Here is a 15,151-nt window from a genome sequence, read left to right on the forward strand (position 1 = left end):
CGCCGATCTTGTGCCGAGGTGCAGCTGACCTACGGCCCGCAATACCGTTGCCGGCTCAGAGCCAGCCCTGCAGCTCGCGGAGCACCAGCTGCCGCAGCACCTCCATGCCGGGCTCGCTGTCGTTCAGGCACGGCACGGCCGAGAATTCCTCGCCGCCATTATGCTTGAAGATCTCGCAGTTCTCGCCGGAGATCTCCTCCAGCGTTTCCAGGCAGTCGGCCGAAAAGCCCGGCATCACCACCGCGATGCGCTTGACGCCGTCCTTGGCGAGCTTCTCGATGGTCTTGTCGGTGTAGGGCTGCAACCACTCCGAGAAGCCGAAGCGCGACTGGAAGGTCAGCAGCAGCTTGGTGTCGTCCATGCCGAGCCGCTTGCGCAGCAGCTCCGTCGTCGCAATGCACTGCTCGCGATAGGGATCGCCCTTGTCGACATATTCCTTCGGCATGCCGTGGAACGACGCCACGATCAGCTCGGGCGTATACGACAGCGTCTTGAGGTGCTCCTCGATCGAGACCGCCAGCGCCTCGATGTAGAAATCGTCGTTGTAATACGGCGGCGTCACCCGGATCGTCGGCTGCGCCCGCATTTCGGTCAGCACGCGGAACGCCTCGTCACAGACGGTCGCCGAGGTCGCCGCCGAATATTGCGGATAGAGCGGCACCACCAGGATGCGATCGCAGCCTTTCGCCTTGAGACCGTCGATTCCGGCCTTCATCGAGGGATTGCCGTAGCGCATCGCCCAGTCGACGATGACGTGGCTGCGGTCGGCCATGCTTGCTGCGAGCTTCTCGCTCTGCGCGCGCGTGATCGTCTTCAGCGGCGATTCGTTCTTCTCGGTGTTCCAGATCGACAGGTAGTCCTTGGCCTTCTTGCGTGGCCGGACGTTCAGGATGATGCCGTTGAGGATGATCTTCCACAGCAGGCCCTGGTCCTCGATCACGCGGCGGTCGGACAGGAATTCCTTGAGGTAGACGCGCACGCCGGCGGCATCCGCCGTATCGGGCGTGCCGAGATTGACGAGCAGCACGCCGACCCGCGACGTGGTCGCGGCCGGTGACGGCTTCGCATCGACGGGCCTGACTTCGACAGGCCTGGCATTGTCGAGAGAGATGGCGGCGGTCATGATGCCCGTGACTGGTGAAGGGCGTGGCTTGGCGGCTTGTTTCGACATTGTCAAGATAAGGGCCATTTCACCGATGTCATCGGGCTGGAGGAGCGGGGCTGGAGGAGCCATGACGATTGCTGAGCTATGCATTTTCGCCAGCGTAATGCTCTACCTCATAACGATCGTGCCGGCGAAATGGATCAGCGTCGACGGCGCCGGGCGCTACGACAATTCTAGACCGAGGGATCCCGCCTTTTATGACGGCGGCATCCGCGAGCGGGCGCTGGGCGCCCACCAGAACGGCATCGAGGCGTTCCCGTTCTTTGCGGCGGCCGTGCTGCTGGCCGAGTTCCGGGCCGCGCCGCAGAACCTGATCAACGAGCTGTCGGTGCTGTTCGTGATCGTCCGCGTGGCTTACGTGCTGACCTATATCGGCGACCGGCCCTCGCTGCGCTCGATCCTATGGACGATCGGCTTCCTGATCACGGTTGGAATCTTCTTCCTCCCCCTGCTGCGGCAATACCTGCAAGTGTGAGCCCCACCGCCCGTGAGCGGCGTCACATCCCTGTCCTCGCGGGGATGCTAACCACAAGGGCGGAACACCCCCGTCTGTACGCCTTTCGTTTCTGATCTGATCTCGCGCGCTACGGCCAGTTGATTGGATTTGGCAGTAAAATTCCCTATAGGGCGGGGTGAATTCGACGGCTGTCGCGGCGCTGGAAGCCGCCAGAGGGATTGTGATGAACGTGACCAGCTCGGCCTCCGCGCGCGCGGCGCGCGACCCGGGAAATTACCAGACCGCCCTGCAATCGACGGTGCGGGCGGCGTCGGACTGGCTGATCGCCAACCAGAAGCCTGATGGGCACTGGGTCGGCCGCGCCGAATCCAACGCCTGCATGGAGGCGCAATGGTGCCTCGCGCTGTGGTTCATGGGCCTCGAGGACCATCCCTTGCGCAAGCGCCTGGGCCAGTCGCTGCTCGACAGCCAGCGCCCGGATGGCGCCTGGCAGGTCTATTTCAACGCGCCCAATGGCGACATCAATGCGACCGTGGAGGCCTATGCGGCGCTCCGCTCGCTCGGCTACCCGGATAGCGAGCCGGCGGTGCGCCGGGCGCTGGAATGGATCGAGGCCAAGGGCGGCCTGCGCAACATCCGCGTGTTCACGCGCTACTGGCTGGCGCTGATCGGCGAATGGCCGTGGGAGAAGACGCCGAACATCCCGCCCGAGGTGATCTGGTTTCCGCTCTGGTTTCCGTTCTCGATCTACAATTTCGCGCAATGGGCCCGCGCCACCCTGATGCCGATCGCGCTCTTGTCGGCGCGGCGGCCGAGCCGGCCGCTGCCGCCGGAGAACCGGCTCGATGCGCTGTTTCCGCGCGGGCGCGACGCGTTCGACTATGAGCTGCCGGTGAAGGCCAATGCCGGCGGCTGGGACACCTTCTTCCGCGGCGCCGACAAGGTGCTGCACGCGCTCCAGAGCTTCGGCGACCGGCTCAATCTCGGCCTGTTCCGGCCCGCAGCCCGCAGCCGCGTGCTGGAATGGATGATCCGGCACCAGGATTTCGACGGCGCCTGGGGCGGCATCCAGCCGCCCTGGATCTACGGCCTGATGGCGCTCCATGCCGAAGGCTATCCGGTCAATCACCCTGTCGTGGCGAAGGGCCTCGATGCGCTGAACGACCCCGGCTGGCGCGTCGATGTCGGCGAGGCCACCTACATCCAGGCCACCAACAGCCCGGTGTGGGACACGATCCTGACCCTGCTCGCCTTCGACGATGCCGGCGTGCTCGGCGACTATCCGGAAGCCGTCGGCAAGGCCGTCAACTGGGTGCTCGCGCGCCAGGTGCGCGTGCCCGGCGACTGGTCGATGAAGCTGCCGCACGTCAAGCCCGGCGGCTGGGCATTCGAATACGCCAACAATTACTATCCCGACACGGACGACACCGCGGTGGCGCTGATCGCCCTCGCCCCGCTGCGCCATGATCCCAAATGGAAGGCCAAGGGCATCGACGAGGCGATTACGCTCGGCGTCGACTGGCTGATCGGCATGCAGAGCCAGGGCGGCGGCTGGGGCGCGTTCGACAAGGACAACAACCAGCAGCTCCTGACCAAGATCCCGTTCTGCGACTATGGCGAGGCGCTTGATCCACCGTCCGTGGACGTCACAGCTCACATCGTCGAGGCATTCGGCAAGCTCGGCATCTCGCGCAACCATCCGTCGATGGTGCAGGCTCTCGCCTATATCAAGCGCGAGCAGGAGCCGAGCGGCCCATGGTTCGGCCGCTGGGGCGTCAACTATATCTACGGCACCGGCGCGGTGCTGCCGGCGCTGGCCGCAATCGGCGAGGACATGACCCAGCCCTATATCGGCCGCGCCTGCGACTGGCTGGTCGCGCATCAGCAACCTGATGGCGGCTGGGGCGAGAGCTGCGCCTCCTACATGGACATCTCAGCCGTCGGCCGCGGCACCGCCACGGCGTCGCAGACGGCGTGGGCCTTGATGGCCCTGCTCGCCGCCAACCGCCCCCAGGACAAGGACGCCATCGAGCGTGGCTGCATGTGGCTGGTCGAGCGCCAGTCCGCCGGCACCTGGGACGAGCCGGAGTTCACCGGCACCGGCTTCCCCGGCTACGGCGTCGGCCAGACCATCAAGCTGACCGACCCCGCGCTGTCGGAGCGCCTGATGCAGGGCCCGGAGCTCTCCCGCGCCTTCATGCTCCGCTACGGCATGTACCGCCACTACTTCCCGCTGATGGCCTTAGGCCGCGCGCTGCGGCCGCAGGGGCATGGGTAAGGCAGGGCTGGTGACGCAGGGGGCGAGCAACTAATAACTATTGCCTCCGCGCGGTGCCTTTGAATGCGCCCTCTCCCCTTGTGGGAGAGGGCATGTAGGACAGCGCGGCAAGCTCGGTTGGGTGAGGGGTCTCTCTCCGCGAGCGTGTTCGTGGAAAGAACCCCTCACCCAACCGCATGCGCGGACAGGCCGTACATGCCCTCTCCCACAGGGGGCGAGGGCGCTGTATCGCACAGCGAATTCGCTGCAACATTGAATAGGTTCTAGGTCCGCGCGGTTGCTTTGCCACGCGGACAAACAATGAGGCACGCTGTCGCCACGCACTCGCCGTCGTCTCGGGCTTGACCCGGGACCCATACCCCCAGGGAGCGGTTCGAGGCAGGCGCGTCGTTGGCACTTCGCCCAACATGACCGCCACGGCGTATGGGTCCCGGATCGGCGCCACGACCGCGCTGTCGCGCGCTCGTGGCTTGTCCGGGACGACAGTAATTGTGTTGCGCGATCTCGGCCCGCCACCCACCGCTGTCATGCCCGCGCAGGCGGGCATCCAGTACGCCGCGGCGGATGCGTTGGACAGCAGCGTCGTAACAAAGCGCCCTCCCCCGCTCAGAAGCAGGTCGTCCGTTCCGCCGCCATGTAGCCGAACAGCAGGCCGACGCCGAACAACAGCACCAGCCCCGCCGCACCAAGCTCCAAGCCCCGCATGATCAGAGCGCCGCCGCCGTCGCGGCCGGCGCTGAGGCGGCGGGCGATGTCCTTGGCGGCCACCGCGATGACGGCGATGGTGGCGACGGTGATGGCCGTGCCCATGCCCATCACGATGGTGGCGGCGACGCCGGCCCAGAACATGCCTTGGGCCAGTGCGAACACCAGCACCAGGATCGCGCCCGAGCAGGGGCGGATGCCGGCGGCGAAGATCGCCTGGAAGCCGCGCTGCCAGCCACCGGGGCCGGCGAGCTCGCTCGGCGCGGGCCCGTGGGAATGGCCGCAGCCGCAATCGTCGCCGTGGACGTGATCATGGTGAGCATGATCGTGGTGGACGTGATCGTGACCGGCGTGCCCATGCGCCGCCGCATGCGCATGCCCGTGGTGATGATCATGCCCATGATGGCCGTGGCCGTGGTGGTCGTGGCCATGATGGTCATGGCCATGGTGATCATGCTGAGGCCCGCGATGCTGATGATCCTGCGCATGGCCATGATCATGACCAGCATGCGCCACCGCGCCCGCGGGCGCACCAGCCAACGCCAGCGCCGGCGCCGGCGCCGGCGGCTGCCATGTCCGCAGGAACGCCGCGCCTTTCACCCAGACCAGCCGCGCGCCGAGCAGCGCGATCAGGCCGTAGCTCGCGATCTCCACCACCTTCTCGGCGCTGCACATGCTGGCCGCCGTGGCGTTGAGCAGCACCGCGCCGATGCCGACGATGGTGACCGCGACCAGCGCCTGCATCAGGCCGGAGGCGAATGACAGCACGATGCCGCGCTTGGCCGTCTCCTGGTTGGCGACGAGATAGGACGCGATCACCGCCTTGCCATGGCCGGGACCCGCCGCATGGAAGATGCCGTAGGCGAAGGAGATCGCCAGCAGCCACCACACCGCCGAGCCGTCCTCCTTGGCCGCGCGGATCGTTGCCGACATCTGGCGATAAAACTCCGACTGCTTGGCGAGCAGCCAGCCGACGATGCCGCCGACCTGCGGCTCGCCCGCGGGCGCGCCGAACGGAGACTTGGCAAGCAGCACGTGCGAGGCGGCATCGGCAGCCAAAAGCGCAGCGAGGATCGCGGCGCAAGTGAGAAAGGGTCGGGCGGAGATGGGGCGAGGCGTCATGGACATTCCACTGAGATCTTGTTGGCGAAGTTCATTCCGAAATTGGCGTTCGCCCCGCCGCTCAGGAATGTCTGCTCGTTCATGGTCTGCGCGACGGATCCGCCGTCGCTCGGTCTCACCAGGCCGAGCTTGCAGCCTGCGGGAGCGCTGACCAGCTTGACGGGATCCTTCTCCGCCATCTGGAAATCGATGAAATAGCTGGGATCATAGACCTCGACCTGGAGCTGGCTGGACTTCACCGGCGCCTTCAGCGGCAAAGTGAAGTGCAGGGTCAGCTTGGTGTCCTTGTATTCGAGGTAGTAGTCGACGGGATCGACGAGCTTCTGCTTGCGGCCGTCCGCCTTCACGAAGGTGAAGTAGGCATATTCCTTCAGCGACTCGGCGTTGGTCTGCGCCAGCGGCGCCAGCTCCTCCCTCGTGTAGACGCCCTTCTGCTTGGTCTCGAGCCCCTGCAGCGCATAGGTCGCGAACATGTCGTCGAAGGTCCAGGCATGGCGCACGCCGGTCACCGTGCCGTCGGCTGCATAGAGCAGCTCGCTGGTCGCGGTGACCCAGACATGCGGATGAGCACTCGCCGCGCTCGCGCCGAGCACGAGCGTCAGCGCCGCGAGAACGACACGAACCACCGCCATCACCTTCACCTCAAGCCGCCGCGGGGATATCGAGCAAGCCGCGCCGGCGCAGCAGCGCATCAGGCTCGGGCTCGCGGCCGCGGAAGGCGACATAGGCCGCCTCCGGATCGAGCGAGCCGCCGGACGAGTAGACGTTGTCATGCAGCCGCTTGGCCACCGCGGGATCGAAGATGTTGCCGGCTTCCTCGAAGGCACCGAAGGCATCCGCATCCATCACCTCCGACCACATGTAGCTGTAATAGCCCGCTGCATAGTGGTCTCCCGAGAAGATGTGGCCGAATTGGGTCGGCCGGTGGCGCAGCGCGATCTCCTGGGGCATGCCGATCTTCTCCATCTCCGCCTTTTCGAAGGCGCGCACGTCTTTCGACGCTGCGGCCGGCTGAGTGTGGAACTCCAGATCAATCAGCGCCGAGGAGACGAACTCGACCGTGGCAAAACCCTGGTTGAAGCGGCGCGCAGCGAGGAAGCGCTCCAGCAGATCCTGCGGCAACGACTCACCGGTCTGGTAGTGCTTCGCGAAGGTCTGCAGCACCTCCGGGCGCTCCTGCCAGTGCTCGTAGAGCTGCGACGGCAGCTCGACGAAGTCGGTGAAGACAGACGTGCCCGACAGCGACGGATAGGTCACGTTGGAGAGGATGCCGTGCAGGCCGTGGCCGAACTCGTGGAACAAGGTGCGGGCGTCATCCGGCGACAGCAGCGACGGCTGGCCGTCCGCCCCCTTGGCGAAGTTGCAGACGTTGATGATCAGCGGCGCGGTGTCGCCATCGAGCTTCTGCTGGTCGCGCAGCGAGGTCATCCAGGCGCCGGAGCGTTTCGACGGCCGCGCGAAGTAGTCGCCATAGAACAGCGCCTTATGGCGGCCGTCGGCTTCCTTGATCTCCCACACCCGGACGTCCGGGTGCCAGACCGGGATGTCCTTGCGCTCGGCGAAGGTGATGCCGAACAGCCGCGTGGCGCAGTCGAAGGCGGCCGCGATCATGTTGTCGAGCGCGAGATAGGGCTTGATCGCGGCGTCGTCGAAGTTCGCCTTCGCCTGGCGCAGCTTCTCGGCGTAATAGCGCCAGTCCCAGGCCTCGAGCTTGAAGTTGCCGCCCTCTTCCGTGATCAGCCGTTGCAGCTGGTCGCGATCGGCCAGCGCCTTGGCGCGCGCCGGCTTCCAGACGCGCTCCAGCAGGCCGCGCACCGCCTCCGGGGTCTTCGCCATGGAGTCCTCGAGGCGATAGGCCGCGAAGTTCGGGAAGCCCATGATCTTTGCGGACTCCTCGCGCAGCGCCAGGATCTGGCCGATGACCGCATTGTTGTCGTTGGCATTGCCGTTGTCGCCGCGCGCGGTGAAGGCCTTGAACACCTTCTCACGCAGGTCGCGCCGGGCCGAGCTTTGCAGGAACGGCTCGACCGAGGAGCGCGACAAGGTCACGATCGCCTTGCCGGGCATGCCGCGCTCCTCCGCCGCAGCCTTGGCGGCCGCGACGAAGCTGTCGGACAGGCCGGCGCGGTCATCCTCGCCGAGCTCCAGGAACCAGTCCTGCTCGTCGCCGAGCACGTGATGGCTGAAGGTGGTGCCGAGCTGGGCGAGTTGCTCGTTGATCTCGGCCATGCGCGCCTTGGCCTCGTCCTTGAGGCCGGCGCCGGCACGGCGGAAGCGGGTGTAGGTGCGCTCGAGCAGCCGCTGCTCCTCGCCGGTGAGCGTCAGCGTCTTGCGGTTGTCGTAGAGCAGCGCGATGCGACCAAACAGCACGGCATTCATCATGATCGGGTTCCAGTGCCGCGCCATCCGCAGCGACACCTCCTTGTCGATCTCCAGGATCGCCGGGTTGGAATGCGCCGACACCAGGTCGTAGAAGACGGCGGCGACCTTCGACAGCAACTTGCCCGAGCGCTCCAGCGCCGTGATGGTGTTGGCGAAGTCGGGCTCGGCCGGATCATGCGTAATCGCGGTGATTTCCGCAGTGTGGTCGGCGAAGGCGCGCTCGAAGGCCGGCAGGAAATGCTCGGGCCTGATCGCGTCGAAGGGCGGTGTCTGGTGCGGGGTGTCCCAGGCCACGAGCAGCGGATTGCTTGGGGCGTCGGTCGAGGCGGTCGTGTCGGACATCGGCTCTTGCTCTCCGGATCAAACAGGCGCCCCTCTTACCACGGAGCCGGTCCTTTTTGGGTCATTTCCCCTTGAAGGGCGGGACCTTTTCGGAGAGATTGCGCCCCTCAAAAGGACCCTGGACCATGTGCGCAGACACCACCTCGAAGCCCGCCCGCCAGATCGCCTGGCAGAGCGTGATCACCGTCATCTCGGCGGCGATCCTGATCGGCGCGGAAGTGTTCGGCGCGGCCTTCGCCGGCGGCTGGGCGCTCGCGATTCTGTTCGGGCTCGGTGATCAGGGCGCGCACATCCTGCAGGCCGTGCTGTTCGCGGTCGGCGTGTTCGTGATGATCGGCTTCATCCGCGGCGCACAGCGCATCGAGCCGTTCACGAAGCGCGCCTGAGTGCCGCGAAAACACTGTCCTGCAAGCGTGAACGCGTTACAGAAGTTTAAGCTCGCTTAACGTTCGTTCAGACACTGCGCTGCTCTGTGTGTCGCGTAAGCACAGATTAGGGAAATCTTTCGCGGCGCTGAAAAATTCCTTGCGAACGAAATTCAAAACGCATATTTCCGGTCTTGCCCAATTTCGCACGTGCCTGTGGTCGTGTGTCAGTCGGTAGGTATCCGGACAAGAGGCCGGACAGCCGCCAAGGGATGAGGAACCGAGGGGCGCTCGGATCGTTGCGATCAAGATCATCATGATCGAGATCGTCATGCTCCAGGAGCCCAGCATCTCTCTCAAGAGATGCCGCTGAAGGTCACCTCCTCTTTTGCAACCGTGACTGGCAGCCGGAGGCGAACCGGCGCACCCCGCTCTCAACGGGGGACGCGACTTAAAGCAACGACGGATCGGGCTTTTTTGGTCTCTACCGGCAGTCCAACGCCGGCGCGGGCTACTGAAAAGGCTTGTCCTTCATTGCCAGGTGTGCGGGCGGGAAATTCCCAACCAATCCACGGCAGCACAATTCGGCTTCGGGTTCGAGGTTTTGGCGCCTTTCCATCGGGCGGCAAGGCCAAGGCACCCGTGTCGGGATCATTTTGAACGGGCCACGTCGCAAACGGGCCGTTTGGAGGGTGCTATGACCGAACGTATCCGGGAATTCCTGCGCAATCGCCGTGAGGAAGGTCTGGACCACGAGCCCTGTCTCGTCGTCGACCTCGACATCGTCCGCGACAACTACATGAGCTTCGCGAAGGCGTTGCCGGACAGCCGCGTGTTCTACGCGGTCAAGGCCAACCCGGCGCCGGAAGTGCTGTCGCTGCTCGCCTCGCTCGGCTCCTCCTTCGACACGGCGACAGTCGCTGAGATCGAGATGGCGCTGGCTGCCGGTGCGACGCCGGACCGCATCTCCTATGGCAACACCATCAAGAAGGAGCGGGACATCGCGCGCGCCTATGCGCTCGGCATCCGCCTCTTTGCCGTGGACTGCGCCGCCGAGGTCGAGAAGATCTCGCGCGCCGCGCCCGGTGCCAAGGTGTTCTGCCGCATCCTGTACGATTGCGCCGGCGCCGAGTGGCCGCTGTCGCGCAAGTTCGGCTGCGATCCGGAGATGGCCGTCGAAGTGCTGGACCTGGCGAAGCGCCTCGGCCTCGAGCCGTGCGGCATCTCGTTCCATGTCGGCTCGCAGCAGCGCAAGGTGAAGGCGTGGGACCGCGCGCTGGCGATGGCCTCGACCGTGTTCCGCGACTGCGCCGAGCGCGGCATCAACCTGACCATGGTCAACATGGGCGGGGGCTTCCCGACCAAGTACCTGAAGGACGTGCCGCCGGTCGTGCAGTACGGCCGCTCGATCTTCCGCGCGCTGCGCAAGCATTTCGGCAACCAGATCCCGGAGACGATCATCGAGCCGGGCCGCGGCATGGTCGGCAATGCCGGGATCATCGAGTCGGAAGTGGTGCTGATCTCGAAGAAGAGCGACGAGGACGAGCTGCGCTGGGTCTATCTCGACATCGGCAAGTTCGGCGGTCTCGCCGAGACGATGGACGAGTCGATCCGCTACGCCATCCGCACCCCGCATGACGGCGCGGACATGACCCCGTGCGTGCTCGCCGGCCCGACCTGCGATTCGGCCGACGTGATGTACGAGAAGCTGCCGTATCCGCTGCCGGTGACGCTCTCGATCGGCGACAAGGTGCTGATCGAGGGGACCGGGGCGTATACCTCGACCTACTCGTCGGTGGCGTTCAACGGCATCCCGCCGCTGAAGACGTATCACATCTGATCTGGCTTGCTTCACCTCTCCCGCTTGCGGGAGAGGTCGACGCGAAGCGTCGGGTGAGGGCAGCCCCACCCCACCTCTCTCCCGCCCGCGGGAGCGAGAACGAAAGCCGTCCTCATCAACCTGACATCACGTGTTTGCGCGCGGGCGACAGCTCGCCGCGCAGGCGGGGACTGACATGCCATGACCGCTTTTCGCATCCCTTCGACCACGCCCCTTCGGACTGCCGCTCCGTTCGTGATCCGCAGCGAGCGTGCCTCCGACGTCGCGGCGCGCGAGACGCTGCTCGACCTGTGCTTTGGCGACAATCGCCATGAGCGCACCTGCCAGCGCCTGCGCGACGGACGCGCGCCCGCCGCAGGCCTTGCCCTGTCGGCCGTGCGCGGCGGCAAGCTCGTGGGAACGCTGCGGTTGTGGCACGTCAGCGCCGGCGGACGCGATGCGCTGATGCTCGGGCCGCTGGCGGTCGACCCGGAGGCCCGCAGCCTCGGCGTGGGCGCTGCGCTGATGAATGCCGCGCTTATGATCGCGGCGTCGCGCGGCCATGGCGCGGTGATTCTGCTCGGCGATGCGCCCTACTACGCCCGCTTCGGCTTCTCCGTTGCCAAGACGACCGAGCTGGAGCTGCCCGGCGCGTTCGAGCGCGCCCGCCTGCTCGGGCTGGAGCTGGTCGAGGGTTCGCTGGATGGCGCTGCCGGCATGATCGTCGCGACCGGCTCTGCTGAACGTAAGGCGCGCCGCAGCCGCCGGGACCGGGCGATATCATGCGCGGCATGACCGCGCCCGATCGGCCGGCGCCCGCGAAGCGACGAACCTTGCTGCCGACAATCGTCCTGATCCTGCTCGGGATCATGATCGTCCGCGACATCGTGATCCGGCGCTGGTCGAGCAGCCCGCCCGCCGGACCTGATGTCACCAGGCTTCGTTAGGCATTCTAGCAAGCCCCGGTTCCTGCGCTCCTCCAGGGGTTGCGCAGGTGCAGCAAAAGCTCTTTAACCCCCGAAATTCCCCCGACGAGGTGTCCCATGGCGCGCCGTTTGATCTCTACCGGATCACCGTTCGAGAAGACCGCCGGCTATAGCCGCGCTGTCATTGACGGCGACTTCGCCTTCGTCGCCGGGACCACCGGCTATGATTACACCACGATGACGATGCCGGCCGATGTCACGAGCCAGTCACGCAACTGCTTCAAGACCATCGCAGCCGCCCTGCAGGAGGGCGGGTTCGAGATGGCCGACATCGTCCGCGCGACCTACTACCTGACCGACGTCAACGACGCCGACGCCCATTTTGCGGTCTGCGGCGAGGTCCTCGGCGACATCCGCCCGGCCGCCACGCTGGTGGTCGTCGCCGCGCTGTTGAAGCCCGAGATGAAGGTCGAGATCGAAGTCACCGCCAAGCGCCGCACCGTCTGACCACATCCCAAAATCCCATCCACCCACGCACCTTCCGCGGAGACCCCATTCATGAGCTCGCAGATGCACGCGAAGATCACCGGCCCCATCGTCATGATCGGCTTCGGCTCGATCGGCAAGGGCACCCTGCCTTTGATCGAACGCCATTTCGATTACGACAAGAGCCGCTTCGTCATCATCGATCCGCATGACGACGGCGCGCTGGCAACGAAGCACGGCGTGCGCTTCATCCAGCAGGGCGTGACCCGCGACAATTACCGCGAGCTGCTGGTGCCGCTGCTCACCGAAGGCGGCGGCCAGGGCTTCTGCGTCAACCTCTCGGTCGACACCTCCTCGGTCGACATCATGACCCTGTGCCGCGAGATCGGCGCGCTCTACATCGACACGGTCGTCGAGCCGTGGGCCGGTTTCTATTTCGACAAGCAGATGGGCCCCGAGAAGCGCTCCAACTACGCGCTGCGCGAGACCCTGCTCGCCGCCCGCCGCAAGAGCCCGGGCGGCACCACCGCCGTTTCCACCTGCGGCGCCAATCCCGGCATGGTGTCCTGGTTCGTCAAGCAGGCGCTGCTCGACATCGCCCGCGATACCAACACCGAGATCGTCGAGCCCAGGAGCCGCGAAGGCTGGGCGCAGCTGATGCAAAAGCTCGGCGTCAAGGGCGTGCACATCGCCGAGCGCGACACCCAGCGCTCCAAGAACCCGAAGCCGATGGACGTGTTCGTCAACACCTGGTCGGTCGAGGGCTTCGTGTCCGAGGGCATGCAGCCGGCCGAGCTCGGCTGGGGCACGCATGAAAAGTGGATGCCGGACAATGGCCGCTGCCACACCGAGGGCTGCGGCGCTGCGATCTATCTGCTGCAGCCGGGCGCCAACACCCGCGTGCGCTCGTGGTGCCCGACCCCTGGCGCGCAATACGGCTTCCTGGTGACGCACAACGAGTCGATCTCGATCGCCGACTACTACACGGTGCGCGACGGCGACAAGGTGGTGTACCGTCCGACCTGCCACTACGCCTATCACCCGGCGAACGACGCGGTACTGTCGCTGCACGAGATCTTCGGCGCCACCGGCAAGATGCAGGAGAAGTGGCACATCCTCGATGAGAACGAGATCGTCGACGGCATCGACGAGCTCGGCGTGCTGCTCTACGGCCACGGCAAGAACGCCTATTGGTACGGCTCGCAGCTCTCGATCGAGGAAACCCGCCGCATCGCGCCATACCAGAACGCGACCGGCATGCAGGTGTCCTCCGCCGTGCTCGCCGGCATGGTCTGGGCGCTGGAAAACCCGACCGCCGGCATCGTCGAAGCCGACGAGATGGACTTCCGCCGCTGTCTGGAAATCCAGACGCCGTATCTCGGCCCGGTGAAGGGCTACTACACCGACTGGACCCCGCTGAACGATCGCCCGGGCCTGTTCCCGGAGGACATCGACACGTCCGATCCCTGGCAATTCCGCAACATCCTGGTGCGGTAAATCCCCGCTGTCGTCCCGGTCCAGCTGCGACGGCATCGCCGTCGCAGCGCCAACCCGGGACTCATACGCGCAGCAGATGTGAGGCGCGAGCTGGAGCGTCGAGCCTGCCCCAAGCCACTCCCTGTGGCTGATGGTGTGGACGGCCCCCTACGGCATCAGTTGTGCCAGAATGAGGTTGTCGAAGTCTCATACCAGGGAGCCGTCCGTGAGCCAGATTATCCGCATTGGAATGGATACGTCGAAGTATATTTTTCAGCTGCACGGGGTGGATGCGGAAGAGCGTGTGGTGCTGCGCAAGCAGCTGTCGCGTAAGGCGATGTTGAAGTTCTACGCCGATTTGCCGCCGACAGTGGTGGTGATAGAGGCCTGTGGGGCATCTCACCACTTGGCGCGGGAGCTCGGCAAGCTGGGCCATACGGTCAAGCTGATCGCACCGCAGCTGGTGAAGCCGTACGTTCAGCGCAACAAGAACGATGGTCGGGACGCAGAGGGGCTGTGCGAGGCCTCGAGCCGGCCACGGATGCGTTATGTGCCGGTCAAGACGGCGGATCAGCAGGCCGCCTTGATGCTGCTGGGCATCCGGGAGCAACTGGTCGCCCGTCGCACCCAGCTGAGCAACATGATCCGTGGTTACGCGGCTGAGTTCGGCCTGACCGTGGCCAAAGGACTCGACAAGCTCGCCTCGTTGCTGACCACGATCGAACAGGACGAAAGCGTGCCAGAGCCGGCGCGGGAGCTGTTTGCGATGCAGGCCAGCGAATACGCGCGCGTCCAGGGGGATTTGAAGGCGATCGATGCCAAGCTTCTCGCCTGGCACCGCGCCAATGCCTTGAGCCGGCGTCTGGCACAGATCCCGGGCATCGGTCCCATCACTGCCGCGGCGTTGGTGATGAAGGCGCCAGATCCCCACGCCTTCCGCTCCGGCCGACTGTTCGCAGCCTGGCTCGGCCTTACGCCAAGGGATCATTCGACCGCAGGAAAGACCCGGCTCGGCAAGATCACGCGGGCAGGCGACGAGCGATTGCGCCAACTGCTCGTGGTGGGCGCAACCGCGGTCGTCCAGGTCGCCAAGGCGAAGGGAAAAGGGCCTGCCTGGCTCATCGATCTGTTGAAACGCAAGTCGGCGAAGCTTGCCGCGGTAGCGCTTGCCAACAAGATGGCGCGCATCGCGTGGAAGCTGATGACCACGGGCGAGACCTTTGATGCGGCTCGACTGGCTGGCCTGGCGAAGGCCCCCGTCGCGGCCGCCGCGTAACAAACAAAAGTTTTCGGCTGACCGGAGGGCTATCCCACCGGCCGAACCGGAGCTGCAAGAGCAGAGGAGATGGTGCGATCGATCGAACCGAGATGCGAGGAATTCCGTGGGACCCATTGGCTGAACAAGGTCGCGTGGTTGATTGGAACTCGTGTCGCGGAAACCATCTTGGCCAGCGGTCCGAAAGGCCGCACCCAAAGGCCGGACATATAGATGCAAGCGATCTGGTCGAACCTCAACGAAGCTCTTGTGCCACGGGGGCCGTCCACATATGGGTCCCGGCGTTCGCCGGGACGACGTCGGAATTTGTCGCCGCATTCGCGCGCCGCTCTCTCCTCCGTCATGGCCGGGC

General features: G+C 65.6%; 13 protein-coding genes. 9 read left to right on the forward strand and 4 right to left on the reverse strand.

What is annotated here, in order from left to right:
• Positions 1-55 precede the first annotated feature (55 nt).
• Positions 56-1,123, reverse strand: coding sequence for a ferrochelatase (hemH, locus tag ACVILH_RS02835; RefSeq protein ID WP_456711520.1), 1,068 nt, complete (start codon positions 1,121-1,123; stop codon positions 56-58).
• 109 nt (positions 1,124-1,232) lie between these two features.
• Between hemH and ACVILH_RS02840 the strand changes: the two genes are divergently transcribed.
• Entirely contained in the window at positions 1,233-1,640 is a 408-nt protein-coding gene (locus ACVILH_RS02840) for an MAPEG family protein (protein ID WP_456711521.1), read from the forward strand.
• A gap of 205 nt (positions 1,641-1,845) precedes the next feature.
• On the forward strand, positions 1,846-3,900 hold the full coding sequence (gene shc / locus ACVILH_RS02845) for a squalene--hopene cyclase (RefSeq protein WP_456711522.1): 2,055 nt from the start codon (positions 1,846-1,848) through the stop codon (positions 3,898-3,900).
• Between the two features lie 606 nt (positions 3,901-4,506).
• Here shc and ACVILH_RS02850 read toward each other — a convergent pair.
• The 3 genes from ACVILH_RS02850 to ACVILH_RS02860 are packed head-to-tail and all read right to left on the reverse strand — an operon-like array spanning position 4,507 to position 8,451.
• Positions 4,507-5,727: a nickel/cobalt transporter gene (locus tag ACVILH_RS02850; protein ID WP_456711523.1), complete on the reverse strand. Its 1,221-nt coding sequence runs from the start codon at positions 5,725-5,727 to the stop codon at positions 4,507-4,509.
• A complete protein-coding gene (locus tag ACVILH_RS02855) occupies positions 5,724-6,359 on the reverse strand; it encodes a DUF1007 family protein (protein WP_456711524.1) in 636 nt (211 codons plus the stop codon). The genes ACVILH_RS02850 and ACVILH_RS02855 overlap by 4 nt, the downstream gene beginning before the upstream one ends.
• Positions 6,360-6,369: 10 nt before the next feature.
• Positions 6,370-8,451, reverse strand: a complete 2,082-nt coding sequence (locus tag ACVILH_RS02860; RefSeq protein WP_456711525.1) for a M3 family metallopeptidase — start codon at positions 8,449-8,451, stop codon at positions 6,370-6,372.
• A 125-nt stretch (positions 8,452-8,576) separates the two neighbouring features.
• On the opposite strand from ACVILH_RS02860, the gene ACVILH_RS02865 reads away from it, so the two are divergent.
• From ACVILH_RS02865 to ACVILH_RS02895, 7 genes are all read left to right on the forward strand, one after another.
• Positions 8,577-8,837, forward strand: coding sequence for a hypothetical protein (locus ACVILH_RS02865; RefSeq protein ID WP_456711526.1), 261 nt, complete (start codon positions 8,577-8,579; stop codon positions 8,835-8,837).
• Positions 8,838-9,513: 676 nt separating this feature from the next.
• A complete protein-coding gene (locus ACVILH_RS02870; RefSeq protein WP_456711527.1) occupies positions 9,514-10,656 on the forward strand; it encodes a type III PLP-dependent enzyme in 1,143 nt (380 codons plus the stop codon).
• 180 nt (positions 10,657-10,836) lie between these two features.
• Positions 10,837-11,430 carry a GNAT family N-acetyltransferase gene (locus ACVILH_RS02875; RefSeq protein WP_456711528.1) on the forward strand — a complete coding sequence of 198 codons (594 nt, stop codon included), beginning with the start codon at positions 10,837-10,839 and terminating at the stop codon, positions 11,428-11,430.
• Entirely contained in the window at positions 11,427-11,582 is a 156-nt protein-coding gene (locus ACVILH_RS02880) for a hypothetical protein (protein ID WP_456711529.1), read from the forward strand. The genes ACVILH_RS02875 and ACVILH_RS02880 overlap by 4 nt, the downstream gene beginning before the upstream one ends.
• Positions 11,583-11,678: 96 nt before the next feature.
• Complete coding sequence (locus ACVILH_RS02885; RefSeq protein WP_456711530.1) at positions 11,679-12,068, forward strand: RidA family protein; 390 nt, start codon at positions 11,679-11,681, stop codon at positions 12,066-12,068.
• Between the two features lie 51 nt (positions 12,069-12,119).
• Positions 12,120-13,544, forward strand: coding sequence for a homospermidine synthase (locus ACVILH_RS02890; protein WP_456711531.1), 1,425 nt, complete (start codon positions 12,120-12,122; stop codon positions 13,542-13,544).
• A 205-nt stretch (positions 13,545-13,749) separates the two neighbouring features.
• Complete coding sequence (locus ACVILH_RS02895; protein WP_456711532.1) at positions 13,750-14,799, forward strand: IS110 family RNA-guided transposase; 1,050 nt, start codon at positions 13,750-13,752, stop codon at positions 14,797-14,799.
• Positions 14,800-15,151: the final 352 nt, after the last annotated feature.

The organism is Bradyrhizobium sp. USDA 4353 (genome assembly GCF_054063215.1).